The sequence below is a fragment of the Ornithinimicrobium kibberense genome (assembly GCF_006519705.1).
Lineage (GTDB): Bacteria > Actinomycetota > Actinomycetes > Actinomycetales > Dermatophilaceae > Ornithinicoccus > Ornithinicoccus kibberensis.
The window spans coordinates 69552-94573 of the sequence record NZ_VFXM01000007.1 but is presented as its reverse complement, the minus strand read 5'-3'; the positions used below and the strand labels follow the sequence as shown (position 1 = coordinate 94573).

The following is a 25022-nucleotide window of genomic DNA, read 5'->3' as shown; positions in this document are numbered from 1 at the left end:
CGTCGACAGGGAGGTCGGATGTCGGGCATGCGCAGGGTCGCCGTCGTCGGCGCCGGGATGGTCGGGCTGGCGACGGCCTGGCACCTGCAGGAGCACGGGGTGGACGTCACCGTGCTCGACCGCGAGGGGGTCGCTGCGGGCGCCTCCTGGGGCAACGCGGGGTGGCTGACCCCGGCGATCGCCACGCCGCTGCCCGAGCCGGCCGTGCTGCGCTACGGGGTCAGGGCGCTCGTCAACCCCGGGTCACCGGTCTACCTCCCGCCCCGGGCGGACCCTCGGCTGATCCGCTTCGTCGGGGGTTTCGTCCGGCACAGCACGATGGGCCGCTGGGAGAAGGCCATGCGGGCCCTGCTGCCCCTCAACGACCGGTCGCTGGACTCCTTCTCCCACCTGGTCCGGCACGGTGTCGACGGCACCGTCCACCAGGCCGACCCGCTCGTCGCCTGCTACACCGACGTCCGCAACGTCAAGGTGCTGCTGGACGAGTTCCGGCACATCGCCTCCGCCGGCGGTGAGGTGGACCACGAGCTCGTCTCCGGCGACGAGGCCCGCCGCCGTGAGCCGGCGGTCTCCGAGGCGGTGGAGGCGGCGGTGCTCATCCGTGGCCAGCGCTACCTGGACCCGGTCCGCTTCGTCGCCGCCCTGGCCGACGCCGTCCGGCAGCGGGGCGGCACCGTGGTGACGGGCGCCAAGGTCACCGACCTGGTCGACCGCGGCGGCGCGGTCGAGGTGCGCGCCCGCAGGACCGACGCCTCGGGGCGGGGCGGGCACACCGGTGGGCACACCGGGCAGGGCGGGGACGCCGGGCAGGGCGACGCAGCCCCCTACGACGCGGTGGTCGTCGCGACGGGGGCGTGGCTGGGCGACCTCGTGGCACCGTTCGGGGTGCGCCACGTCGTCCAGGCCGGCCGGGGCTACTCCTTCAGCGTCACCCCGGAGCGGATGCCGGCGGGCCCGCTCTACCTGCCCGAGGCTCGCGTCGCCCTCACGCCCCTCGGCGACCGCCTGCGGGTGGCGGGGATGATGGAGTTCCGCCGGCCCGACGAGCCCCTCGACACCCGCCGCATCCGGGCCATCGTCGACTCCGTCCGGCCGATGCTGCAGGGCATCCCGCTCGACGAGCGTCAGGACGAGTGGGTCGGGTCCCGCCCGGTCACCGCCGACGGGCTGCCGCTCGTGGGCCGCACGACCTCCGAGCGGGTCTTCGTCGCCGGGGGCCACGGCATGTGGGGGATCACCCTGGGGCCGGTCACGGGGCAGCTGCTCGCCGAGACGATCGTCGGCGGGTCGACCCCGCCCGAGCTGGCCCCGCTGGACCCGCTGCGGCGGGTCGACTGGACGCCGTCACGCCTCCGCCGGCGCCCGGCCCCCGGGGGCGGCCGACCGGTGCCGCCGGCTCAGGCGTCGTAGTCGATGGTCACCGTGTCCGACACCGGGTGCGACTGGCACGTGAGCCGGTAGCCGCGCTCGACCTCGTCGGGCTCCAGCGCGTAGTTGCGGTCCATCCGGACCTCGCCGTCGACGACCTTGGCCCGGCAGGTGCCGCAGACGCCGCCGGTGCAGGAGAACGGCGCGTCCGGCCGCTCCCGCAGGGTGGCGTCCAGGATCGACTCCGCCCGCGTCGACATGGGCACCGTCGTCGTCCGCCCGTCGAGGGTGACGGTCACGACGGCCTCCGGCGGGGCCCCCGGGTCGACCGGCTCGGCGACCGGCGGCGGCGCGATGCCGCCGCTGTCGTCGACGTGGAAGATCTCGTGGTGCACGTGCTCGGGCGGCACCTCCCGCTCGGCCAGGACGGTGCGGGCGGCCTCGACCATGCCGAAGGGCCCGCAGAGGTACCACTCGTCCACCTCGTCCTCGGGGACGAACGTGGCCAACATCGTCTCCAGCTTGTCCCGGTCGATCCGGCCGGTGAACAGCTCGAGGTCCTGCCGCTCCCGGGAGAGCACGGTGAAGAGGCTGAACCGGCCGGGGAAGCGGTTCTTCAGCTCCATGAGCTCCTCGAGGAACATGATCGAGTCGGTGCGCCGGTTGCCGAAGATCAACGTGGCGCGGGAGTGCGGTTCCTCCTCCAGCGCCGTGGTCAGCAGCGACAGCACCGGGGTGATGCCCGAGCCGGCGGCGACCGCCACGTGGTGCCGGGCGGCCGTCGGGTCGGTCGGGCACACGAACGAGCCGAGCGGGCTCATCACCTGCAGGGTGTCCCCGGGCTGCACGTGCTCGTTGAGCCAGGTGGACATCACCCCGCCGGGGACGCGGGCGGAGGCCACCCGGACCTCGCCGCGTCGGCGGGACTCGCCGCGGGAGATGCAGCACGAGTAGGACCGCCGCACGTCCTGCCCGTCGACGGTCGCCCGCACGGTCAGGTGCTGCCCGGGCTCGAAGTCGAACTCCTCGCGCAGCTCCTCGGGCACGGCGAAGCTGATCGCGACGGCGTCGTCGGTGAGCCGGTCGACCCGGGTGACGGTCAGGTCGTGGAAGGTGGCACGCCGACGGGTCGGCTGCTGCAGGAGGGACACGCAGGCTCCTAGAGGGTCTTGAACTCGTCGAACGGCTCGCGACAGGCCAGGCAACGCCGCAGGGCCTTGCAGGCGGTCGACCCGAAGCGGGCCACCTCCTCGGTGTCGGTCGACCCGCACCGGGGGCAGGCGACCTGGCGCACGGACAGCCCGACGGGCACCGGTCCGTGCGCCCGCTGGCCGGTGGGCGGGGCGATGCCGAAGCGCAGGAGCTGCTCGCGGCCCCGCTCGCTCATCCAGTCGGTCGTCCAGGCCGGCGAGAGCCGGGTGACCACCTCGACGGGGACGCCGGCGCGCCGGCCGGCGGCGACCACGTCCTCCTCCATGACCCGCATCGCGGGGCACCCGGAGTAGGTGGGGGTGATCGTCACCCGCAGCCCCGGGCCCTCGGGGGTGTCCACGCGCTCGACCTCCCGGACGACGCCCAGGTCGTCGATGGTGATGACCGGGATCTCGGGGTCGGGCACGGCGCGGACGGCCCGTTCGACCTCGTCGAGGTCCGGGCGGCCGGTGCCGGTGCCGGTGCCGGTGCCGGTGCCGGTGCCGGTGCGAGACGTCATACCCGCGGCGCCTCCCCTCACCAGGTGGCGCCGGGGTGGCTGCGCGCGATGTGCTGCATCTCGGCCAGGAGGTAGCCCATGGCCTCGGAGTGCAGGCCTTCCCGTCCTCCGCGGGCGTGCCAGCGGGGGGCGTCGGGCACGGTCAGCGTGGCGCGGGCCAGCACGTCGTGCACGGCGGTGGTCACCGGCTCGACCAGGGTGGAGGGCAGGACGCCGATCCCCTGGTCCGCGGCCCACCGGGCGGCGTCGTGGTCCTCGCCCAGCTCGGCGACGTAGGGCTGGACCGCCTCGAGCGCCGCCTGCATGCGGGCGTGGCTCTCCTCGGTGCCGTCGCCGAGCCGCAGCACCCACTGGGTGGCGTGGTCGCGGTGGTAGTCGACCTCCTTGACCGCCTTGCGGGCCACGCCGGCGAGGGTCTCGTCGGCGGAGTCGACCAGGCGGGCGTAGAGCTCGGCCTGGTAGGTCGAGAACCACAGCAACCGGGCCATCTCGTGCGCGAAGTCGCCGCGCGGCTGCTCGACGAGCTGCACGTTGCGGAACTCCCGCTCGTCCCGCAGCATCGCCAGCGCGTCCTCGTCCCGGGGCGGGTCCGCGCCCTCGACCTCGCCGGCCCGGGTCAGCAGCGCCCGCGCCTGGCCGAGCAGGTCCAGGCCCACGTTGCCCAGGGCCATGTCCTCCTCGATCTGGGGGGCGTGGGTGAGCCACTCCCCCAGCCGCTGGGCGTAGATCAGCGCGTCGTCGCCCAGCCCCAGCAGGTAGGCGGTGTGCAGGCCGGTCACAGGTACTCCACGTCCTCGGGCACGTCGTAGAACGTCGGGTGCCGGTAGACCTTGTCGGCGGCGGGGTCGAAGAAGCTGTCGCGCTCGTCGGGGCTGGAGGCGGTGATGTCCTCGGAGGCCACGACCCAGATCGAGACGCCCTCCTGCCGGCGGGTGTAGAGGTCCCGGGCGTTGCGCAGGGCCATCTCGGCGTCGGGGGCGTGCAGGGACCCCACGTGCCCGTGGGACAGGCCGCGCCGGGCCCGCACGAAGACCTCCCACAGGGGCCAGGTCGAGCTCATGCCACCGCCCCCTGGGCCGCCCGGGCGACGACCTTCTCGGCGTGGGCGGCGGCGGCCTCCCGGACCCAGGCACCGTCCTCGTGGGCGGCGACCCGGGTGGCGATCCGCTGGGCGTTGCAGGGTCCGTCGCCCTTGAGCACCCGCCAGAACTCGTCCCAGTCGATCTGACCGAAGTCCCAGTGTCCCCGCTCCTCGTTCCAGCGCAGGTCCGGGTCGGGCAGGGTGATGCCGAGCTTGTGCGCCTGGGGGACGGTCATGTCGACGAACTTCTGGCGCAGGTCGTCGTTGGTGAACCGCTTGATGCCCCACGCCATCGACTGGGCGGTGTGGCCCTCGGTGGCCTTCTCGCCCGAGTCCGGCGGCCCGAACATCATCAGGGCCGGCCACCACCAGCGGTCCGCGGCGTCCTGCAGCATCGCGCGCTGGGCGTCGGTCCCCTTGGACAACGTCCAGAGGATCTCGAAGCCCTGCCGCTGGTGGAAGGACTCCTCCTTGCACACCCGGACCATCGCGCGGGCGTAGGGGCCGTAGGAGCAGCGGCACAGCGGCACCTGGTTCATGATCGCCGCGCCGTCGACGAGCCAGCCGATCGCGCCCACGTCGGCCCAGGTCAGGGTGGGGTAGTTGAAGATGGAGGAGTACTTCTGCTGCCCGGAGTGCAGCTTGTCGAGCAGCTCGGACCGGTCCACGCCGAGGGTCTCGGCCGCCGAGTAGAGGTAGAGCCCGTGCCCGGCCTCGTCCTGCACCTTGGCCATGAGGATCGCCTTGCGGCGCAGGCTGGGGGCCCGGCTGATCCAGTTGCCCTCCGGCTGCATCCCGATGATCTCCGAGTGCGCGTGCTGGGCGATCTGCCGGATCAGCGTCTTGCGGTAGGCCTCCGGCATGGCGTCGCGCGGCTCGATCCGCTGGTCGTCGGCCACGAGCCGGTCGAAGTAGGCCATGTGCTCGGCCAGCGCCTGCTGGTAGTCCTCGGTCTCGGTGGCGTTCAGCGGCGCCTGCTGGTCGGCGCCCTCGCCGAAGTCGTTGCCGTACATGCCTCCAGTGTGCCAGAGATCACCCCCGGCCCTGTGACAGATGTTCCGTCGCCCGCCGGGATCGGTGTCATACCGGGCCCGGGGCCGGGGGCCTGTCCCCGGCAGGTGGGAGACTGTGCCCGATGACTTCCCAGGACCCTCCCCCCGACCTGCCGCACGCCCACGGCCACGGCCACGGCGCCCCCGGGCCGCTGGCCGACGCCGCCGTGCGCACCGCCCGCCCCAGCGACGCCCCCGCGGTCGGGCTGGTCCAGGCCTTCGTCTGGCAGCACGAGCTGCGCGACCTGCTCTCGGCGGAGGTGCTGGACGCGCTCACCGGCCCGCGCTTCGCGGGGGTATGGCGTCGCTCGCTCGAGTCGCCCCCGTCGCCGCGCCACCGGCTGCTCGTGGCCACGGCCGGCCCCCAGGTCGTCGGCTACGTCGCGGTCGGCCCGGCGGAGGACGAGCCCGGCCACGAGCCGGACCGGACCGGCACGGTGCTGGAGGGCGGCGTCCACCCCGAGGCCCGACGGGCCGGGCACGGGTCCCGCCTGCTCAACGCGGCCGTGGACACCCTGCGGGCGGGGTCGGACGACCTGGAGGCCGTGGTCGCCTGGGTCCTGGCCGACGCGGGCGGCACCCGCGCCTTCCTGCAGGGCGCCGGGTTCGCCCCGGACGGCGCCTGGCGCGACCGGGTCGTCGACGACGACGGACGCACGGCCCGCGAGGTGCGCCTGGTGGCGGGGCTGTGACGGCGGGCCCCACGGCATACCCCCTCCCCTGGTGGCGCACGCCTGCCGCCCGGCAGGGGCTGGCCGTGGGGCTGGTCGGGCTCTACGGGGTCAGCGCCGGGGCACTGGGGGTGGCCGCCGGGCTGAGCGTGTGGCAGACCGTCCTGACCTCCCTGCTCATCTTCAGCGGGGGCTCGCAGTTCGCCCTCTACGGGGTGCTCGGCTCCGGCGGAGGGGCGGCGGCGGCCGTGGCCACCTCCACCCTGCTGGGCCTGCGCAACGGCTTCTACGGCCTGGAGCTGTCCCGGGTCCTGCGGCCGGGCCCGCTCGTGCGCCCGCTCACCGCCCACCTGACGATCGACGAGTCGACGGCCGTGGCCCTGGCGCAGGACACCCGCGAGCAGGCGCGGGTGGGGTTCTTCACGACCGGGGTGACGCTGTTCGTCGTCTGGCAGGGCACGACGCTGCTGGGGGCGCTGGCCGGGGAGGCGATGGGCGACCCCCGGGCCTACGGTCTCGACGCCGCGGCCGCCGCCGCCTTCGTCGCGCTCGTCTGGCCGCGGCTGGTGGGCCGCGGGCCCGGCGGACGGACCGGGCCGCTGGCCGCCGCCGTGCTGGCCATGGTCCTGACGCTGGTCAGCGCACCGTTCGTGCCGACCGGTGTCGAGGTGCTCGTGGGGGCCACCGCGGCCCTCGTCGTCGGGCTGCCCCGTCGAGGTGGCCGCGAGGACGACCCGGGGCCGCCGCTGCCGGTGACCCGCGACGCGACGCCGGGACGGCACGGCGGGCCGCACGACGGCCACGTGGCGGAGGAGCTGCCGTGACGCTGTGGATCACCGTGCTGGCGGCCGGCGCCCTGGCCTACGGGCTCAAGCTGGGGGGCTACCTGGTGCCCGAGCGGGTGCTGGAGGTGCCGTGGATCGACCGGGTCGTCCCGCTGCTGACGGTCGCGCTGCTCAGCTCGCTGATCATCACCCAGGGGTTCCTCGCCGACGGGGTGCCCACCCTCGACGCGCGCGCCGCCGGGGTGGGGGTGGCGGTGGTCCTGCTGGTGCTGCGGGCCCCGTTCCTCGTGGTCGTGGCCCTCGCCGCGGTCACGGCCGCCCTGGTGCGGCTGTGGACCTGACCCGCGTCGTCGCGCCGCGAGGGACCCCTGCGCCGGGGCGCGGCCGGGTCGTCGCCGTCGACGTCGCCCGGGCGCTGGCCCTGCTCGGCATGTTCGCCGCCCACCTCGTCCCGGCCCGGGACCCGAGGTCCGCCCGCGGGGTCGACCCGCTGTTCGAGCTGGTCGCGGGCCGCTCGTCGGCGTTGTTCGCCGTGCTCGCGGGGGTGGGCATCGGCCTGGCCACCCGGGACGTGCTGTGCGGCGTCTCCGGCCACCGGCGGCGGCTGCTCGTCCGGGCGCTGCTCGTCGCGGTGCTGGGGCTGTGGCTGGGCCTGTTCGGCTCCGGCCTGGCGGTCATCCTCACCTTCTACGGGGTCCTGTTCTGCTGCGCGCTGCCGGTGCTGCACTGGGGCCCGGGCCGGCTGGCCGCGCTGGCCGTCGGCTGGGGCCTGCTCTCCCCCGTGGTCAGCCTCCTGCTGCGCCGCGAGCTGGGCCCGCCCCAGCCGGTCGTGCCCTCGCTGGTGTCCCTGACCGAGCCGGTCGTGCTGGCGCGCGAGCTGCTGCTCACCGGCTACTACCCCGTGCTGACCTGGGCGACCTACCTGTTCGTGGGCCTGGCGGTGGGCCGTCTGGACCTGCGCCGGGCGGCCTGGGGGCCGAGGCTGGCGCTCGTCGGGGCGTGGACGGCCGCGCTCGCCCTCGCCGTCTCGGCCGGCCTCACCCGCGCCGAGGGTCCGCGTGCCGACCTGGTGGCCAGCTGGTGGCGGCCGGGCACCCCCTGGCCCGAGCTGGTGGTGGAGCTCCGGCGCGGGATGTACGGCGTGCACCCGACCGGCTCGCCCTGGTGGCTGGGCGTGTGGTCGCCGCACAGCGGCAGCGTCGCGGACCTGGCCCACACGGCCGGCACGGCGCTGCTCGTCCTGGGGCTGGTGCTCGTGCTCGTCCGACTCCTGCCCCGCGCGCCGTGGGTGGTCCTCGCGGGTGCGGGTTCGACGACGCTGACGCTCTACACCACCCACGTGCTCGTCATGGCCAGCCCGCTGGGCGTGGGCGGACCCGGGGCACTGGCCCTGCACGCCCTGGCCGCCCTCGTGGTGGGTGCGGCCCTCGCGCGGGCCGGGGTCCGCGGCCCGCTGGAGGCCGGGGTCGCCGCCCTCACCCGGCAGGTTCCCCTCCGCTGACCCGGCCGGCTGTCATGCTGGGCCGGTGAGGTTCACCGTCGACCCGGGGATCCGGACCCCGGTCTTCCAGCAGCTCTGCGACCAGGTGGTCGGATCGGTCCGGGAAGGGCTGCTCCTGCCCGGGACCCGGCTGCCGACCGTGCGCCGGCTCGCCGCCGACCTCGGCGTCGCGGCCAACACCGTCGCCAAGGCCTACCGCCAGCTCGAGGCGGAGGGACACGTGGAGACCCGGGGTCGGAACGGCACCGTCGTGCTCGCCCCTCCCGGGAGCGGGGCGGGCGCGGAGCTCGACGCGGCCGCCGCCCGGTTCGTCCGCGAGGCCCGGAGCGGCGGTCTCGGCCTCGAGGAGGCCGTAGGCGTGCTGCGCGCCCGGTGGTGAGCCGGGGCCGCCCCCGTTCACCTTTCGTTCACCTGACCGGCAGCCTCCGACGGGCCGCCCACCGGCCAGGACGCGCCGTCGAACCCCTTGCCGTCTATCTTCCGTTCATCTTTTCATGTACGGTAGGTGAACAGAAGATGAACGAGCCTGGTCGACGACGACCGGCAGGAGGTGGGAACCATGACCCAGGTACGACAGCTGCGCAGGACACCCGGCACGGCCTTGATGTCGTGGGTCCCCGTGACCGACGCGCACGGCCGCACCCGGATGGAGATGCGCTGGCACGTCGGTGAGGCGGCGCGGGTCGACCGCGCCCCGCGCACCACGCGCTCGGCCGCCTGAGGCGGCCCACGGACCACGGCACGACGAAGGGCGGGCCCGGACGATTCGTCCGGGCCCGCCCTCTGTCGTTCAGGCGGGAGGGTCAGCTCTCGGAGGAGCCGCCCTCGGACTCGCCGCCACCCTCACCGGTGCCGTTGCCACCGCGTCCGCGGCCGCCACGACGGCGACGCTGACGCCGGGGGCGGTCGCCGCCCTCGCCGTCGGCGGAGGACCCGCCCGCGTCACCGGCTCCGGCCTGGTCGTCCGACTCCGCTCCGTCCGCGTCCTGCGCGGCCGGGGCGTCGGCCACGGGGGCCTCGGTCTCGGCGCCCGGCAGCTGCGGGGCCTCGGCCTCGGCGGCGGCCGTGGTGGTCTGCTCGGCCCCCGACGCGCCCGCGTCCGCTCCGGTGCCCTCGGCGTCCTCGGCGACGACGGCCGCGAGGGAGAGCTTGCCGCGCGGGTCGATCTCCTTGAGCTCCACCTGGACCTTCTGGCCCACGGACAGCACGTCCTCCACGGCGTCGATGCGCCGGCCGCCGACGAGCTTGCGGATCTCGGAGATGTGCAGCAGCCCGTCCTTGCCGGGGAGCAGGGAGATGAACGCCCCGAAGGTCGTGGTCTTGACCACGGTCCCCAGGAAGCGCTCGCCCACCTCGGGCATCTGCGGGTTGGCGATCGCGTTGACCGCGGCCCGGGCCGCCTCGGCCGACGGGCCGTCGGTCGCGCCGATGTAGACGGTGCCGTCGTCCTCGATCGAGATGTCGGCGCCGGTGTCCTCCTGGATCTGGTTGATCATCTTGCCCTTCGGGCCGATGACCTCGCCGATCTTGTCGACCGGGACCTTGACCGAGATGACGCGCGGGGCGTAGGGGCTCATCTCGTCCGGGGCGTCGATGGCCTCGTTCATCACGTCGAGGATGTGCAACCGGGCGTCGCGCGCCTGGGTCAGCGCACCGCCGAGCACGTCGGCGGGGATGCCGTCGAGCTTGGTGTCCAGCTGGATCGCGGTGACGAACTCCTTGGTGCCGGCGACCTTGAAGTCCATGTCGCCGAAGGCGTCCTCGGCGCCGAGGATGTCGGTCAGCGCGGCGTAGCGCATCTGGCCGTCCACCTCCGCCGACACCAGGCCCATCGCGATGCCCGCGACCGGGGCGCGCAGCGGCACACCGGCGTTGAGCAGCGACATCGTGGACGCGCAGACCGAGCCCATCGAGGTCGACCCGTTGGAGCCGAGCGCCTCGGACACCTGGCGGATGGCGTAGGGGAACTCCTCGCGGGTCGGCAGGACCGGCATGAGGGCACGCTCGGCGAGCGCACCGTGCCCGATCTCCCGACGCTTCGGGGAGCCCACGCGCCCGGTCTCACCGGTGCTGTAGGGCGGGAAGTTGTAGTTGTGCATGTAGCGCTTGCGGCTCACCGGCGAGAGGGTGTCCAACTGCTGCTCCATCCGGAGCATGTTCAGCGTGGTGACGCCCATGATCTGGGTCTCGCCCCGCTCGAAGATGGCCGAGCCGTGCGCCCGCGGGATGACCTCGACCTCGGCGCTGAGCGCGCGGATGTCCCGCAGGCCACGCCCGTCGATGCGGACCTCGTCGCGCAGGATGCGCTCGCGGATGAGCTTCTTCTGCACGGCGCGGTAGGCGGCGTTCAGCTCCTTGTCGCGGCCGGCGAAGGGCGCCTCCTCGGTCACGTCGCTGTCGCCGGCGGCGTCCCAGTGCAGGCCCAGGAGCTTGCTCTTCATCGCGATCTTGATCTCGTCGATGCGGGCCTCGCGCTCCTGCTTGCCGGAGATCTGCAGCGCCTCGGCGAGGTCGGCCGCGGTGGCCTCCTCGACGGCGGCGTACGCGTCGTCCTCGTAGTCGAGGAAGCGCGGGAACTCCTGGACCTCCTTGGCGGAGCCGGCGGCCAGCTGGGCCTGGGCCTCGCACAGGGCCTTGATGAACGTCTTGGAGGCCTCCAGGCCCTCGGCGACGACCTCCTCGGTCGGGGCCTGCTTGCCCTCGTTCTTCACCAGGTCCCAGGTGGCGTCGGTCGACTCGGCCTCGACCATCATGATCGCGACGTCGTCGCCGACCACGCGACCGGCGACGACCATGTCGAAGGTCGACCGCTCGCTGTCGGAGAAGTTGGGGAAGGCGACCCACTGGCCGTCGATGAGCGAGACGCGGGTGGCGCCGATCGGGCCGCTGAAGGGCAGGCCCGAGATCTGCGTCGAGGCGCTCGCCGCGTTGATCGCCAGCACGTCGTACTGGTGGTCGGGGTTGAGCGACAGGACGGTGATGACGACCTGGACCTCGTTGCGCAGGCCCTTGGCGAAGGTCGGGCGCAGCGGGCGGTCGATGAGCCGGCAGGTGAGGATGGCGTCGGTCGACGGCCGGCCCTCACGCCGGAAGAAGCTGCCCGGGATCTTGCCCGCGGCATACATGCGCTCCTCGACGTCCACCGTGAGCGGGAAGAAGTCGAAGTGGTCCTTGGGGTACCTGCCCGCCGTCGTGGTCGACAGGAGCATGGTGTCGTCGTCGAGGTAGGCGGTGACGGAGCCGCCGGCCTGCCTGGCCAGACGCCCGGTCTCGAACCGGACGGTGCGGGTGCCGAAGCTGCCGTTGTCGATCGTGGCTTCGGCGAACGTGATCTCTGGACCCTCCATGGGCCCTCCTTTGCATCTCTTCCTCAGCACGGGACATCGTCGTTGTGCCCGGCTGTGTCCTTCTGGGTGGGGACGCGTCCCGCGTCCCCCGGGTCAGGCTAGCGAGAGCCCGGCCCTACGCAGGAGGAGCGGTCCCCGATCGATCGGGAACCGCTCCCCTGCGACGTTCAGCGGCGCAGGCCGAGGCGCTTGATCAGCGACCGGTAGCGCTCGATGTCGGTCTGCTCGAGGTAGCGCAGCAGACGCTTGCGCTTGCCGACGAGCAGCAGCAGACCCCGGCGGGAGTGGTGGTCGTGCTTGTGCTCGCGCGAGTGCTCGGTGAGCTCCTTGATGCGGTGCGTCAGCAGCGCGACCTGCACCTCGGGCGAGCCGGTGTCGCCCTCGGTCGTGGCGTACTCCTTGATGATCTCCTGCTTCGCGGCAGTCTCGTTCGCCATGGGCGACTCCTTCGTGTCGTTGCGCGGCGCAACCCGGGCCTGTTCACCGGGGCACTCTGGATCCGCGGCCGTCCTGACGGCATCGTTCAGGTTATCAGCGGGCCACGACGCCGCCCTAATCGTCCTAGGGTGGGCCGGTATGGAGCTGCTCCCCTTCCCGACGGACTGGCGGTCCGCGCTCGTCGTGGTCGCCCACCCCGACGACATCGAGTACGGCACCGCGGCGGCCGTCGCCGCCTGGACCGCGGCGGGCAAGGAGGTGACCTACCTGCTCGTCACCCGTGGCGAGGCCGGCATCGACACCATGCCGCCGGAGGAGGCCGCCGAGGTCCGGGAGCAGGAGGAGCGTGCCGGTGCCCGGGAGGTGGGCGTCGACGACGTGCGCTTCCTCGAGGGGTTCGCCGACGGCGTGCTCGTGGGCGGGCTGGAGCTGCGGCGCGCCCTGGCCCGGGAGATCCGGCGGGTCCGCCCCGACGTCGTCATCACGCAGACCTACGCCGACCGGTTCGCCGGCGGTGCGCTCAACCAGGCCGACCACCGGGTCGTGGGCCGGGAGGTGCTCGACGCGGTCGCCGCCGCCGGCAACCGGTGGATCTTCCGCGACCTGCTCCACGAGGGCCTGGACCCGTGGTCGGGGGTGCGCTGGCTCGGCTGGGTCGGCGCGGACGCCACCCACGCGCTCGACGTCACCGACCACTTCGAGGCGGCCGTCCGCTCGCTCGAGGCGCACCGGGAGTACAACGCCGCGCTCCCCGACGACTTCCCCGCGCCGCGGGAGCTGCTGACCATGATCCTGGGCGTCGACCACGGCGACGACGCAGCCACGGGGACCGCTGACGTCGCGGGGGACGGTGCCGACCGGCCCGCCCGCTACCGCTGGACCGTCGACCTCGTGGAGCGCTGACCGGGCCTCCGGGCCGGCTCAGGTGCGCCGCTGGCAGTTGCCGCACCAGAACAGGTTCCGGCCGGCGACCACCTTGTGGCGCACGGTCGCCCCGCAGCGCAGGCACGGCATCCCGGTCCGCTGGTATACCGCGAACTCGCGCGGCACGACCGGGGTCTCCCCGCGGCCCAGCGCGGCGACGGTGTCCTCGAGGACGTCGTCGAGGGTGATGATCGTGCCGGTCCGCACGCCCCAGGGCATCAGCCGGACCAGGTCGTCCCAGACCAGCTGCCAGGACGCGCGCTTGAGCGACCGGCCCGGGCGGAGCGGGTGCAGACGGTGCCGCCAGAGCACCTCGCACCGGTAGATGTTGCCCACCCCGGCCACCACGGTCTGGTCCATGAGCAGCTCGGCGAGGGACTTGCCCGAGCGGGAGATCCTCCGGTATGCCGCGTCCGCGGCCGTGCCGTCGTCGGGCTGCAGCGGGTCCGGCCCCTGACGTGCGACGAGGCGGTCGACCTCCTGCTCGTCGACGACCTGGCAGGCCATCGGGCCACGCAGGTCCGCGACATGGGACCCGTCCTCGATCCGGAGCCGGACCTCGCCGACGACCGGCGGGCCGGTCTCCCGGTGGGCCTCGGCGACCGGCAGGACGAACCACTTGCCGATGAGGCCGAGGTGCACGTAGAGGGTCCGTCCCTCCTCGAAGTCGACGAAGAGCAGCTTGCCGTGCGCCCAGGACCGCTCCAGCAGGGTGCCGTCGAGCAGCGCGGCGCCCTCGGCGAACCGTCCCTGCGGGCTGGTGACGTGCGGGGCGGCGCCGGCGAAGGCGGCGTCCAGGGCACCGGCCAGCCGGTGCAGCGTGTGTCCCTCGGGCATGCGCGCCATCCTCTCACCGGCGGGGCGCAGCCTCCGGCGTCCGACCCCGGGTGGCGACCCGCGGGTCAGGCGTCGGCCGAGACGACCTCGCCGGTGGTGGTGCTGACCCGGACCTCGACGTCGTCACCGCCGTCGGTGTCGTCCAGGGAGACCTCCCAGACCCAGGTGCCGTCCTCGTCGTCGAGCTCGACGCCGTCGAGCTGCCCGCCGACCTCCGCGACGGCCGTCTGGACCGCCTCGGCGAGCGGGACGGTGGCCGCGTCCAGGGCGGCCCGGTCCTCGTCGTCGAGGTCGTCGTCCTCGGTCCCGAGGACCTGACTGTCAGGTCCGACGGTCACCTCGACGGAGCGGTCCTCGAGGGCGACGTCGACCTCCCAGCCGCCGTCGCCGTCCTCGTCGTCGAGCTGGTATGCGGTGCCGCCCGCCTCCGTCTCGGCGACGTCGACGGCGGCGAGCCCCGAAGCCGTGGGGTCGAAGGAGCCGCCGGCGTCGGTGTCCTCGTCCGTCGCCCGGTCGTCGTCGGCGTCCTCCTCCGTCGGCGCGGGCGCCGGGACCGCGGACGGGCTGGTGTCCGCGGTCGGGCTGTCGGCCGTGTCGTCGGCGCCGCCGCAGGCGGCCAGCGTGAGCCCGAGGGCGAGGACCGTGGCCAGGGTGGTCGTCCGTGTCTTCCTCATGGCCCCATCATGCTCCTCCGGGATGAGACGTCCTCTCATCCGGCCGCCGCGAGGACCCGGGTCAGCCGGTGTTGCGCAGGCCGGCGGCCACGCCGTTGACGGTGGCCAGCAGCACCCGCTGGAGCTGCTGGGTCTGCTCCTCCGCGACCTCGCCGGCGGCGTCCTCCCGGAGGCGGCGCAGCAGCTCGACCTGCAGGTAGGAGATCGGGTCCAGGTAGTTGTCGCGCACGGCGAGGGTGCGCTTGAGCACCGGCTGGTCGTCGAGGAGGTCCTCCTCGCCGGTCAACGCCTTGAGCTCGGCCACGGTGAGCTCGAACTCGGCCCGGACCGTGTCGAAGACGTGGCGCAGCTCGGCGGGCACGAGCGTCTCGACGTAGTGGGCGGCGACGTCGAGGTCGGTCTTGGCCACCGTCATCTCCACGTTGGACAGCACCGCGGCGAAGAAGTGCCAGCGTCGCAGCATCTCGCCGAGCGTGTCGCCGTGCCCCGCCTCGCGGGCGGCCTTGAGGCCCGACCCCACGCCGAACCAGCCCGGGACGATCTGCCGCGTCTGGGTCCAGCCGAACACCCAGGGGATGGCCCGCAGCCCCTCCAGGCCGGCGCCGGTGTCGGGCCGCTTGGCCGGCCTAGAGCCGATGTTGAGCGCCCCCAGCTGGTCCACGGGGGTGGCGGCGACGAAGTAGGCGGGCAGGTCCGGGTCGTCGATGAGCCGCCGGTAGGCCGCGAACGCCGCGTCGCTGGCCACGTCCATGACGGCGCCGTAGCGCTCGCGCTCGTCGGCGGTCGTCCGCGGGTCGCGGTGCAGGGCCGAGGCGCGCAGCACCGCGGCCAGGGACAGCTCGAGGTTCTCCTTGGCCAGGGCGGGCAGGGAGTACTTGTCGGAGATGACCTCGCCCTGCTCGGTGAACTTGATCTCCCCCTCGAGGACCCCGTTGGGCTGGGCCAGGATCGCGTCGTAGGTGGGCCCGCCGCCCCGGCCGACCGACCCGCCGCGGCCGTGGAAGAGCCGCAGCCGCACGCCGTGCCGGGCGGCCACGTCGCGCAGCGCGCGCTGCGCCTGGTGGATCGCCCACTGGCTGGTCAGCACCCCGGCCTGCTTGTTGGAGTCGGAGTAGCCCAGCATGACCTCCTGCACGTCGCCGCGCAGGCGGACCAGCTCGCGGTAGGCGGGCGTGGACAGCAGGGTGTCGACGAGCTCGGCCGCGCCCCGGAGCTCGTCGATCGTCTCCAGCAGGGGCGCGAAGCCGACCCGGGCGAAGGCCCCCTCGCCGCCGCTGCCGCCCAGGTCGACCAGGCCGGCCTCCCGGGCCAGCACCGCCGGGGCCAGCACGTCGTCGGGACCCTGGGTCATCGAGACGATGTAGGTCTCCACGACCTCCTCGCCGTAGGTCGCGACCGCGTGCCGGATCTCGTCGAAGATCGCCAGCACCGGACCGCGCGGGGCCGCCCGGGTCAGCAGCGGCCGACGGGAGGCGAGCTCCTCGGCCAGGACCCGGGTGCGCCCGGGTCCGTCGAGCGCGGCATACCCCTCCTGCCCCGCGGCACCCACCGCGTCGAGCAGGGGACCGAGCTCGGCGTGGTGCTTCTCGGCGTGCTCGCGCACGTCAAGCGTGGCCAGGTGCAGCCCCGTCCCGGCGAGGGTCTGCGCGGCCCGGGCGACCCGCCCGTCGGCGACCAGGCCACCGCCGTGCGCCCGCAGCGAGTCGGCCACGACCTGCAGGTCGGCGACGAGCTCGTGGCCGTCGGCGTAGTCGCGGCCCGGCTCGTGCTCGGTCGCGCGGTCCAGGCGGGTGGCGGTGTTGAGCAGCTTGGCCCGCACGCAGGTGAGCTTGAGCCGGTAGGGCTCCTGGGCGTTGAGCTCGAGCACGCGCGGGTCCAGGCCGGGCAGGTGCTCCAGGTCCTCCTCGAGGGACGCGGTGAGCTCCGGGGCGACCTCGACGATCTCGGTCGAGGAGGACAGCTGGGAGATGAGCACGTCGACGAGCGCCAGCGCGACGTTGACGGCGTGCCGCCCCTGCAGGTGCAGGATCTCGCGGGTCACCTCGGGGGTGACGAACGGGTTGCCGTCGCGGTCGCCGCCGATCCAGGAGCCGAAGCGCAGCGGCGGACGGGTGACGTCGACCTCGACCCCGTGCTCGGCCAGCAGGTCCCCCAGGTCCCCCAGCAGGTCGGGCATGGTCGCGGTGAGCACCTCGTCCAGGTAGTACATCGCGTTGCGGGCCTCGTCCATCGGCGTGGGCCGCGTCTGCCGGAGCTCGTCGGTCTGCCAGATGAGGTCGACCAGCTCGGCGAGGTCACGGTCCTGCCGGCGACGGGCGACGGTGTCCGGCTCGGTGGGCACGGCGAGGACGTCGGCCAGGTGGCGGATCTTGGTGAGCACGCTGCGCCGGGACGCCTCGGTCGGGTGGGCGGTGAAGACGGGGCGCACGTCGAGCTCGGCGACGGTGTCGGCCAGCAGCTGCGGTCCTCCGGCCTCGACGACGTCGCGCACCGCCGAGGTGAGCCAGCCGTCGGCCTCGGCCCGGGAGGTGAGGGTGCGCACGCGGTGCACCTGCTCGGCGGCGTTGGCCAGGTGGAAGTATGCCGAGAACGCGCGCACCAGCGCGCTGGCGCGCTCCAGGGGCAGGTCGGCCAGGACGGCCCGGACCTGCTCGGCCGCCCCCTCGTCGCCGGCCTTGCTGGCCTTGGTGGTGAGCCGGACCTGCTCGACGGCGTCCAGCAGCTCCTGCCCGTGGTGGCGCACGAGTGCCTGGCCCAGGAGGGTGGACACGCGCCGGACGTCGGCGCGCAGCTCGGGGCTGATGGGGTCGTGGAGGTCGGGCTGCTCGGTCACGCTGCCCGAGCCTACTGGCCGGGACCGACGGCGGCCGCCCGCAGGCCCGGACCGGGGGCCGGACTCAGGCGGCAAGGGCCCCGTCGGCGGCGGCGTCCGTCCGGGGGGCGCGGGCTCCCAGCCACCGCCGGACGGGGCAGGACGGGGTGGCGAACCAGCAGACGACGGCGGCCGGGGCGGCGACGGCCGCGGCCCCGCCGACCCACAGGCCGTAGGGCTGCGGCAGCTCCTGGGCCAGGATGAAGAAGGCCATCGCCAGGACGAACACGCCGAAGCCCTTGCGCAGGACCTGCTCGGGGATGATGCCGGCCAGGCGGGCCCCGACGAAGGAGCCGGCCACGGCGGCGGCGGTGACGCCCAGCACGAGCGGCCAGTCGAGCTGGACGGTGGTCAGGTAGCCGGCCAGCCCGGCGAAGGACTTCATCGCGATGACCAGCAGCGAGGTGGCCACGGCCACCGGCATGGACAGACCGCCGAGCAGCGCCAGGGCCGGGACGACGAGGAACCCGCCGCCGGCGCCGACGATGCCGGTGACCAGGCCGACCACGAGGCCCTCGACGATCACCTTGCCGACGGGCAGCTCGCCGGTGGTCGGCTCGCGGTCCACCTGGCGACGGCCGCGGATCATCGCCACGGCCGTCGCCAGCATCATGAGCGCGAACGCGATCATGAGGACCTGCCCGGGGACGTAGCCCCCCAGGATCCCGCCGGCGAAGGCACCGGCCATGCCAGCCGCGCCGAAGACCAGGCCGGTGCGCCACCGGACCCGCCCGTGCCGGGCGTGGGAGACCACGCTCACCGCGGAGGTGACGCCCACGACGAAGAGCGACGCCGCGATCGCCTCCTTGGCGTCCATCCCGGCCACGTAGGCCAGGATCGGGACGGTCAGGATGGAGCCTCCGCCGCCGAGCAGCCCGAGGGACACTCCGATGACGACGGACAGCAGCAGCGTGATCGCGAGGATGGCGGACACGGTTCCTCCTGGGGCAGGCTACCGGCGGGGGCGGGGCCGGTGGTGGTCGGGCGGGGTCGTCAGCCGAGGGTCGGCAGCTGGCCGATGGCCTCGTGGGCCGCCGGGTCCTGGGCGCCGCGGTTCCACGGCATCCTGGCCAGGGCCGCGCCCATGGCGCAGGTGTTGGTGGCGGCCGAGAAGGCCAGGCCGGCGCCGACGGCCCCGGCGACCATGCGCAGCTTGGGCGAGACCAGCTCGCCGGCCAGCAGGCCGGTGGTCACCAGGGTGCCGGCGACCATGCGCACCTGGCGGTCCATCGCCCAGCGCTGCTCGCCGCGGACGACGTCGCCGCCGGCGGCGGCGAAGGCGGGCGCACCGCCGTCGAGCACGAGCGCCGAGTCCATGCCGACCTCGTGCAGGCGCTGCCGGGCCTGCTCGGCGCGCACGCCGGAGTGGCAGACGAGCACGACGCGGCGGCCGACGCGCTGGGCGACGTCCTGGGTGTGCTCGGACAGCAGCTGGAGCGGCACGTTGTAGGAGCCGCGGATGTGCAGGGACTCGAACTCGGCGGCCGAGCGGACGTCGATGACGACGACGTCGTCGTGCCGGTCGAACCACGCCTTGAGGGTGTCGGCGTCGATGACGGTCGTGGTCTGGTCGGTGGTGGTGGTCACGAAGATCCTTCCGTGGGTCCGGGGACGGTGCCCCGGGTCGGGGTGTTCTGGGTGGTCACGTGCCGGACCCGGCCGGGAGCTGGTCCCGGCCGGGTCGGCGCGCAGGGGGGAGGTCCTCCGGGGTCAGCCGGCGACCGTGGCGCGGCGGGCCTGCTCGTCCAGCCAGCCCTGGTAGCTGCCCTCGAGCTCGACGACGTCGAACCCGGCGCGGCGCAGGGCGGAGGCGGCGACGCAGTTGCGCACGCCCGACTGGCAGAACGTCACGATGGTGCCGTCCTGGGGCAGCCGGTCCTGGTGCCAGAGCACGCGGCCGGCGGAGAGCTGCTCGGCGCCGGGGATCGTGCCCTCGCTGTGCTCGGTCCTGTTGCGCACGTCGAGCAGCAGCGCGCGCTCCAGGTCGTCGAGCTCGGCCGGCGAGACCGTCGCCGGCTTCTCCAGCGGCAGCCCCTCGAAGGAGGTCACGTAGCCGGTCACGTCGTCGACGCCGACCCGCACGAGGTGGTCCCAGATGCCCTGGGCCGTCTCCTGGTCGGGGGCGAGGAGGACGAGCGGTCGGGTGTCGGACTCGGGGTCGTAGGCCCAGCCGCCGTAGGTCGCGGCCTTGTCCGGGGCCGGGATCGCCAGCGCGCCGGGCACCGTGCCGCCGAGGATCTCCTCGACCGGCCGGGTGTCCACGAGGGTGATCGTGTCGCCCTCGAGCCCGGCACGGACGGCCTCCGCGGTCAGCTCGGCCAGCGGGGCCCGCTCGCCCATGACGGCCGGGCCGAGCTTGTTCTGCCGCTTCATCCGGCCGAAGTAGGCGTGCGCGTCGGGCTGCCCGTCGAGCAGCTCGTCGATGAAGCCCTGCTCGTCGTCGGTGGCCAGGTAGGGGGCCCACCAGGCGTACAGACGCTCGTAGCCGACCGTGGTCGAGGGCAGCGCGCCCAGGGCCTTGCCGCAGGCCGAGCCCGCGCCGTGCGCCGGGTAGACCTGGACGTGGTCGGGCAGGGTGAGGAACTTCTCCCGCAGGGACCGGAACAGCTGCCTGGCCCCCTCGAAGCGGGTGTCGACGCCGCCGGCGGCCTCGTCGAGCAGGTCCGGGCGACCCAGGTCGCCGGAGAAGACGAAGTCGCCGGAGAGCAGGTAGCCGGGCTGGTCGGTGAAGGCCCCGTCGGTGACGAGGAAGACCAGGTGCTCCGGGGTGTGGCCGGGGGTGTGCAGGGCCTTGACGGTGATGTTGCCGAGGGTGATGGTGTCGCCGTCGTGCAGACGGGTGCCCTCGAAGCCGTACTGCCAGTCCTCCCCGCCCTCGCCGGAGACGTAGACCTGGGCGCCGGTGGCGGCAGCCAGCTCACGGGTGCCGGACAGGTAGTCGGCGTGGATGTGGGTCTCGGCGACCGCCACGATGGTCATGCCGTTCTTGGCGGCCAGGTCGAGGTAGGTCTGGATGTCGCGACGGGCGTCGACGACGATGGCCTCGCCGCGGGCCTGGCAGCCGATGACGTAGCTGGCCTGGGAGAGGTCCTCGTCGTAGATGCGCTCGAGCAGCATGCGTTCACTCCTTGGAAGGGGGTGGGTGTGCGATGCGTCAAATATACCCCCAGGGGTATGCCGTCGCAAACCGTGGGACGCGTCACCCGTCGTCGCGCAGGCGCAGGGCCTCCCAGATCCGGCGGGCGGCCGGGGCCGCGGCGTCGCCGCCCAGGCCACCCTCCTCGACGAGGACCACGACGACGTGGCGGGGGTCCTCCACCGGTCCGTAGGAGGCGAACCAGCTGGTCGAGGTCTGCCCGACGACCTCCGCCGACCCGGTCTTGCCGGCGACCGGATAGTCCTCGTGCGGCCACCCGCGGAAGGCCTGCGCTGCGGTCCCGCGGACCGGCACCCGGGCGAGCCCCTCCCGCAGGACCGCCAGGTCGGCCGCCGGGACCGAGACCGCGCCGGTCCGCTCCGGCTCGACGGTCTCGAGCACCTCCCCGTCCGGAGTGGTGAGCGAGGCGCCCACCCGGGGGGCGACCAGCCGGCCCCCGTTGGCGACGGCCGCGTAGCCGACGGCCAGCTGGAGCGGGGTGACCGCCACGTCGCCCTGCCCGATCGAGAGGTTGGCCGCGTCGCCGGGGCGCCACTGCCAGCCGTCGGTGCAGCTCTCCCGGGCCAGCTGCTCCAGGAAGTCGCGGCGCTCGCGGTCGGACACCTCGGGGTAGCCGTCCTCGGCCCGGCGGCACGACTCCTCACGGGTCGCCTCCCAGTACTGCTGCTTCCAGGCCCGCGAGGGCAGGTTGCCCGTCGCCTCCCCCGGCAGGTCCACGCCGGTCGGCCGCCCGATCCCGAACCCGCGCGCGACGGCGAGGAACCGGTCGGCGGCGTCCGCGTCGAGGTCCTCCCCCGGGGCCGCCCCCAGCCCGCCGAGCTGCTGCCAGTGCTCGTAGGCCCAGCGGTAGAAGCTGGTGTCGCAGGAGACCTCGACCACCTCGGGCAGCGTCAGCCGGCCGAACTCCTCGGCCTGGTAGTTGGTGAACCGCTGGCCCGCGATGGTCACCGCCCCCGGGCAGGCGTGCCGGGCGTCGGCGTCGACCCCCGTCTGCAGGGCGGCGAGGAGGGTGAAGGCCTTGAAGGTCGACGCCGGCGGGAAGGTCCGCGCCAGCGTCCGGTCGACGAGGGGTGCGCCCTGCTCGGGGTCGACGAGCGCCTGGTAGTCCGCGGTGGACAGGTCGCGGGTCCACACGGACGGGTCGTAGGTCGGCCAGCTCGCCGCCGCGCGCACGGCCCCGTCCCGGGGGTCCATGACCACCGCGGCCGCCGAGCGGGCGGGGGCACCGTCCGCGCGGGCCTGCTCGACCGCGTCCGCCAGGGCCTGCTCGGCGGCCGCCTGGACGTCGACGTCCAGGTGGGTGCGCACGTCCGCCCCGGGCTCGGGGTCGGTGCGGGACAGCTGCTCGGTCACCACCCCGCGCGCGTCGACCGCGACCGTGACGGTGCCGGGGACCCCCCGCAGGGCCTCGTCGTAGGCGGCCTCCAGCCCGGCGCGGCCGACGCGGTCCTCCGGGGCGACCCGGCCGTCCGAGGCGTCCACCTCCTCCTGGGTCGGACGGCCCAGGTAGCCCAGCACGTGGGCCGCCCCGACGCCCTCCGGCGCGGGATGGTCGCGCAGCGGCAGCGTCTGCACCTCGACGCCGGGGAAGTCCTCGGGCCGTTCCAGGAGCGCCAGCGCCGCCACCGGGTCGACGTCGTGCGCGAGCGGGACGGGCTGGTAGGGGGACCCCGAGAAGCAGGCCGGGACGGGCGGTGCGTCGGCGGTCCCGCACAGGCGGGTCCGGCCCCACAGCTGGTCGGCCGGCAGGTCCAGCGCCCGGGCCACCTCGACGACCAGCCCCCGGCCCTCGTCCTCGGACCCCAGCAGCATCGCCGGGTCCACCGTGACCACCGTCGAGGGGGCGTTGCGGACCAGCGGGGTGCCGTCGGCCGCGAGGATCCGGCCACGGACCGCGGGGACGTGCACCTCACGGGTGCTGACCGCGGCTGCCTCGGCGGCCTCCTCCGGCGCCGCGAGCTGCAGCTGGGCCAGCCGCAGGAGCAGCACCAGGCCCATGAGCACGACGACGGCCCCGACCGCCCAGACGCCGGCCGTCGTCGGCGGGCGACGCACCCGGGGCGGGGCGACCTGGGGGCGGGGCACCGGGACCGTGGGCCGTCGCCGGCGGACGGGCCCCGGCAGCCGGCCGGGGGTGCTCACCGGGCCCTCCCGTCCTCGACCGGGGCCAGGCGCCGCTCGAGCGCCAGGAGGGCGGGGACGAGGAGGACCGCGGCCGCGGCGGTCCAGAGCCACGAGGAGAGCAGGTCCAGGGGCCGGGCGACGCCCGCACCGGCGGCGGCCGCCACCCCGCGGACCAGCGGCGGCACCGCGGCGGCGAGCACGGCGAGCAGCCACGGCACGACCGGCGACAGCCGCGTCCACGGCCGCAGCAGACCGACCAGCGCCCCGGCCGCGGCGAGCACCAGGGCGCTGGCCCCGGCGGGGGCGGCCCCGGGCGGCACCAGGTCGAGCAGCCAGCCGCCGGCGACGCCGACGAGCACCCCCGCGGCGGGCCCCCGCGTCAGGGCGGCCGCCGCGACGACGAGCACGACCAGGTCCGGCCGGGCCGTGCCGGCGGGCCAGCTCGAGGCCACGAGGGCGGCGACCACGAGCAGCACCGCCCGCACCGGGACCGCCAGCCCGCGCGGTCGGGCCGCCCGGGCGCCCCGGGCCTGGTCCGCCGTGGCGCTCACCGCGGACCTCCGCCGTCGGGGAGCACGACCGCGACGAGGTCCAGGGTGGCCGTGTCCACGTGCGGCCGCACCACCGCGGTGCGGCCCAGCTGCCCCCGGTCGGGGTCCACCGCCACGACGACCCCGAGCGGCACCCCGGCGACGTAGGGCCGGTCGTCCGGGCTACCGAGCGTGCTGACCTCGTCCCCGACGACCGGCGGGAGGTCGCCGAGGGCGGTGAGGGTGAGCCGACCGGGCTCGCGCGCGGGCAGCCCCGGAGGGGCGTCGACGGTGACGCTGCCCAGTGCGCCGTCGACGCCGTAGCGCACGCCGACGACGACGCCAGGGTCGCCCACGAGGAGCACGTCGGCCGAGGCGTCGGCGACCCGCAGGACCCGGCCGACCAGTCCGTCGGCGGACACCACCGTCAGGTCGGTCCCCACCCCGTCGTCGCGCCCGACGTCGACCGTCACGGTGCGCCCGCCGACCGGGGACGTGGCCGGGGAGAAGCCGACGACCCGGGCGGGCAGCAGCCGGTGGCCGTCGTCGACGACGCGGTCGTCCAGCTCGCCGAGCTGCTCGTGGCGCCGCACCTGCTCCCGCAGCCGGGCCACCTCGGCCGCGAGCGCGTCCCGCTCGGCCGTCAGGGTGCGGACCCGTCCCTCCTCGCCCGCCACCAGCTGCCGCACGGGCGCGGTCGCCCCGGCGACGACGTCGCGCACCGACTCCAGGGCCTGGGGCCGGGCGAGGTCGACGACGAGGGCCCCCGCGGTCAGCAGCGTCGCGGCGAGCGCGGTGGCCGGAAGGAGACGACCCGACCGCGGACGTGTCCCCTGCCCGGGCGCGCGCCTGCGGCGGCTCACGTGCCCGGGGCGCGGGCGAGCACCCGGCGCAGGACGGCGAGGTCGTCGACGCACGCCCCGGCACCACGCACGACGGCGTGCCGGGGCTCGTCGGCGACCCGGACGGGGACGCCCAGCTCGTGGCGCAGCCGCTCGGCCCAGCCGCGCAGCAGTGCACCGCCGCCGGTGAGCACGACCCCGGCGTCGACGAGGTCCCCGGCCAGCTCCGGCGGGCAGACGTCGAGCACCTGACGGACCACCTCGACGGTCTGCACCGTGACCGGTTCGACCATCCGGCGCACCTGCGTGCTGCCCAGCTCGACGGTGCGGGGCAGCCCCGTCCCCAGGTCGCGGCCGCGCACGCGGGTGGTGAGCTCGGTGGCCAGGGGCCACACCGAGCCCACGCGGTGGACGACGTCGGCCGCCGAGCGTTCGCCCAGGAGCAGGTCGTAGGTCTCGCGGACGCCGCGGACCACGGCCTCCTCCACCTCGTCGCCGCCGATCCGGGCGCTGCGCGCGTTGACGACGCCGCCGAGGCTGAGCACGGCCACGTCGGTGGTGCCGCCGCCGATGTCCACCACCATGGAGGCGTGCGCGTCCTCGACCGGCAGCCCGGCGCCGATGGCGGCGGCGACCACCTCCTCGACGACGTGCACCGAGCGGGCGCCGCACCGCAGGGCCGCGTCCTCCAGGGCGCGGCGCTCCACCCCGGTCACCGCCGACGGCACGCAGACCACGACCCGTGGCCGGACCAGCCGTCCGGGCCGGACCCGGTCGACGAAGTGGCGCAGCAGCTGCTCGGCGACCTCGGCGTCGGCGACGACGCCGTCGGAGAGGGGGCGGACCGTCAGCACGCCCTGGGGGGTGCGCCCGTGCATCCGCAGCGCGTCCTCGCCCGCGGCGACAAGCCGGCCGGTCGTGCCGTCGACGGCCGCGACGGTGGGCTCGTCGAGCACGACGCCCCGGCCCCGCACGTGGACCTGCGTCGTGGCCGTGCCCAGGTCGACCGCCAGGTCGCGCCCTGGCGCCCAGCGGCCCCGGGTCCGGACGGCGGGGTCGGCGGCGGGGGTCACCGTTGGATCGTAGACAGCGGGACCGCCGGACGGGT

Annotated in this window: 25 protein-coding genes; 8 read left to right on the top strand and 17 right to left on the bottom strand. The window is 74.9% G+C overall.

The window, feature by feature from the left end; translation table 11 throughout:
- Positions 1-27 precede the first annotated feature (27 nt).
- The gene (locus FJR00_RS07505; RefSeq protein ID WP_238330373.1) at positions 28-1410 is read left to right on the top strand and encodes an NAD(P)/FAD-dependent oxidoreductase; all 1383 of its coding nucleotides are present in this window, start codon (positions 28-30) and stop codon (positions 1408-1410) included.
- On the opposite strand, the gene paaE is transcribed toward FJR00_RS07505, so the two are convergent.
- From paaE to paaA, 5 genes are read right to left on the bottom strand one after another with little or no spacing between them, the layout of a single operon-like run.
- Positions 1398-2519 (bottom strand): 1,2-phenylacetyl-CoA epoxidase subunit PaaE, encoded by a 1122-nt coding sequence (gene paaE, locus FJR00_RS07500; protein ID WP_141338158.1) that lies wholly within the window; start codon positions 2517-2519, stop codon positions 1398-1400. The genes FJR00_RS07505 and paaE overlap by 13 nt on opposite strands.
- A gap of 8 nt (positions 2520-2527) precedes the next feature.
- The gene (paaD, locus tag FJR00_RS07495; protein ID WP_141338157.1) at positions 2528-3079 is read right to left on the bottom strand and encodes a 1,2-phenylacetyl-CoA epoxidase subunit PaaD; all 552 of its coding nucleotides are present in this window, start codon (positions 3077-3079) and stop codon (positions 2528-2530) included.
- 17 nt (positions 3080-3096) lie between these two features.
- Positions 3097-3858 (bottom strand): 1,2-phenylacetyl-CoA epoxidase subunit PaaC, encoded by a 762-nt coding sequence (gene paaC, locus FJR00_RS07490; RefSeq protein ID WP_141338156.1) that lies wholly within the window; start codon positions 3856-3858, stop codon positions 3097-3099.
- Positions 3855-4139 carry a 1,2-phenylacetyl-CoA epoxidase subunit PaaB gene (gene paaB / locus FJR00_RS07485; RefSeq protein WP_141338155.1) on the bottom strand — a complete coding sequence of 95 codons (285 nt, stop codon included), beginning with the start codon at positions 4137-4139 and terminating at the stop codon, positions 3855-3857. Before paaB ends, paaC begins: the two co-directional genes overlap by 4 nt.
- On the bottom strand, positions 4136-5173 hold the full coding sequence (gene paaA, locus FJR00_RS07480; RefSeq protein WP_141338154.1) for a 1,2-phenylacetyl-CoA epoxidase subunit PaaA: 1038 nt from the start codon (positions 5171-5173) through the stop codon (positions 4136-4138). The genes paaB and paaA overlap by 4 nt, the downstream gene beginning before the upstream one ends.
- A 122-nt stretch (positions 5174-5295) precedes the next feature.
- On the opposite strand from paaA, the gene FJR00_RS07475 reads away from it, so the two are divergent.
- The 6 genes from FJR00_RS07475 to FJR00_RS15720 all read left to right on the top strand — a co-directional run bounded on the left by FJR00_RS07475 (position 5296) and on the right by FJR00_RS15720 (position 8890).
- Positions 5296-5904, top strand: coding sequence for a GNAT family N-acetyltransferase (locus tag FJR00_RS07475; protein WP_141338153.1), 609 nt, complete (start codon positions 5296-5298; stop codon positions 5902-5904).
- Entirely contained in the window at positions 5901-6707 is an 807-nt protein-coding gene (locus FJR00_RS07470) for an AzlC family ABC transporter permease (protein WP_075958750.1), read from the top strand. Before FJR00_RS07475 ends, FJR00_RS07470 begins: the two co-directional genes overlap by 4 nt.
- Positions 6704-7009 carry an AzlD domain-containing protein gene (locus tag FJR00_RS07465; protein ID WP_075958749.1) on the top strand — a complete coding sequence of 102 codons (306 nt, stop codon included), beginning with the start codon at positions 6704-6706 and terminating at the stop codon, positions 7007-7009. The genes FJR00_RS07470 and FJR00_RS07465 overlap by 4 nt, the downstream gene beginning before the upstream one ends.
- Entirely contained in the window at positions 7000-8169 is a 1170-nt protein-coding gene (locus FJR00_RS07460) for a heparan-alpha-glucosaminide N-acetyltransferase domain-containing protein (RefSeq protein ID WP_141338152.1), read from the top strand. The genes FJR00_RS07465 and FJR00_RS07460 overlap by 10 nt, the downstream gene beginning before the upstream one ends.
- A gap of 25 nt (positions 8170-8194) precedes the next feature.
- A complete protein-coding gene (locus FJR00_RS07455; RefSeq protein WP_141338151.1) occupies positions 8195-8548 on the top strand; it encodes a GntR family transcriptional regulator in 354 nt (117 codons plus the stop codon).
- Between the two features lie 180 nt (positions 8549-8728).
- Positions 8729-8890 (top strand): hypothetical protein, encoded by a 162-nt coding sequence (locus FJR00_RS15720; RefSeq protein ID WP_158068695.1) that lies wholly within the window; start codon positions 8729-8731, stop codon positions 8888-8890.
- Between the two features lie 82 nt (positions 8891-8972).
- Here FJR00_RS15720 and FJR00_RS07450 read toward each other — a convergent pair whose 3' ends face one another.
- Both FJR00_RS07450 and rpsO read right to left on the bottom strand, forming a co-directional pair.
- Entirely contained in the window at positions 8973-11516 is a 2544-nt protein-coding gene (locus tag FJR00_RS07450) for a polyribonucleotide nucleotidyltransferase (protein ID WP_141338150.1), read from the bottom strand.
- Between the two features lie 167 nt (positions 11517-11683).
- The gene (gene rpsO, locus FJR00_RS07445) at positions 11684-11953 is read right to left on the bottom strand and encodes a 30S ribosomal protein S15 (RefSeq protein ID WP_075958746.1); all 270 of its coding nucleotides are present in this window, start codon (positions 11951-11953) and stop codon (positions 11684-11686) included.
- Between the two features lie 139 nt (positions 11954-12092).
- Between rpsO and FJR00_RS07440 the strand changes: the two genes are divergently transcribed.
- The gene (locus FJR00_RS07440) at positions 12093-12857 is read left to right on the top strand and encodes a PIG-L deacetylase family protein (RefSeq protein ID WP_075958745.1); all 765 of its coding nucleotides are present in this window, start codon (positions 12093-12095) and stop codon (positions 12855-12857) included.
- Between the two features lie 18 nt (positions 12858-12875).
- Here the strand turns inward: FJR00_RS07440 and FJR00_RS07435 are convergent, their stop codons facing one another.
- The 10 genes from FJR00_RS07435 to mreB all read right to left on the bottom strand — a co-directional run bounded on the left by FJR00_RS07435 (position 12876) and on the right by mreB (position 24987).
- The gene (locus tag FJR00_RS07435) at positions 12876-13715 is read right to left on the bottom strand and encodes an Fpg/Nei family DNA glycosylase (RefSeq protein ID WP_141338149.1); all 840 of its coding nucleotides are present in this window, start codon (positions 13713-13715) and stop codon (positions 12876-12878) included.
- A 65-nt stretch (positions 13716-13780) separates the two neighbouring features.
- On the bottom strand, positions 13781-14389 hold the full coding sequence (locus tag FJR00_RS07430) for a PepSY domain-containing protein (RefSeq protein ID WP_181409538.1): 609 nt from the start codon (positions 14387-14389) through the stop codon (positions 13781-13783).
- 61 nt (positions 14390-14450) lie between these two features.
- Positions 14451-17222, bottom strand: a complete 2772-nt coding sequence (gene ppc, locus FJR00_RS07425; RefSeq protein ID WP_141338147.1) for a phosphoenolpyruvate carboxylase — start codon at positions 17220-17222, stop codon at positions 14451-14453.
- Between the two features lie 64 nt (positions 17223-17286).
- Positions 17287-18195 carry a sulfite exporter TauE/SafE family protein gene (locus FJR00_RS07420; RefSeq protein WP_141338146.1) on the bottom strand — a complete coding sequence of 303 codons (909 nt, stop codon included), beginning with the start codon at positions 18193-18195 and terminating at the stop codon, positions 17287-17289.
- 59 nt (positions 18196-18254) lie between these two features.
- Positions 18255-18848 carry a rhodanese-like domain-containing protein gene (locus FJR00_RS07415; protein WP_141338145.1) on the bottom strand — a complete coding sequence of 198 codons (594 nt, stop codon included), beginning with the start codon at positions 18846-18848 and terminating at the stop codon, positions 18255-18257.
- A 123-nt stretch (positions 18849-18971) separates the two neighbouring features.
- Positions 18972-20378 (bottom strand): MBL fold metallo-hydrolase, encoded by a 1407-nt coding sequence (locus FJR00_RS07410; protein ID WP_141338144.1) that lies wholly within the window; start codon positions 20376-20378, stop codon positions 18972-18974.
- Between the two features lie 82 nt (positions 20379-20460).
- On the bottom strand, positions 20461-22560 hold the full coding sequence (gene mrdA / locus FJR00_RS07405; protein WP_238330372.1) for a penicillin-binding protein 2: 2100 nt from the start codon (positions 22558-22560) through the stop codon (positions 20461-20463).
- Positions 22557-23093, bottom strand: a complete 537-nt coding sequence (gene mreD / locus FJR00_RS07400) for a rod shape-determining protein MreD (RefSeq protein ID WP_141338143.1) — start codon at positions 23091-23093, stop codon at positions 22557-22559. Before mreD ends, mrdA begins: the two co-directional genes overlap by 4 nt.
- On the bottom strand, positions 23090-23935 hold the full coding sequence (gene mreC / locus FJR00_RS07395) for a rod shape-determining protein MreC (protein ID WP_181409537.1): 846 nt from the start codon (positions 23933-23935) through the stop codon (positions 23090-23092). The genes mreD and mreC overlap by 4 nt, the downstream gene beginning before the upstream one ends.
- Positions 23932-24987, bottom strand: a complete 1056-nt coding sequence (mreB, locus tag FJR00_RS07390) for a rod shape-determining protein (protein WP_075958738.1) — start codon at positions 24985-24987, stop codon at positions 23932-23934. The genes mreC and mreB overlap by 4 nt, the downstream gene beginning before the upstream one ends.
- Between the last annotated feature and the right edge of the window lie 35 nt (positions 24988-25022).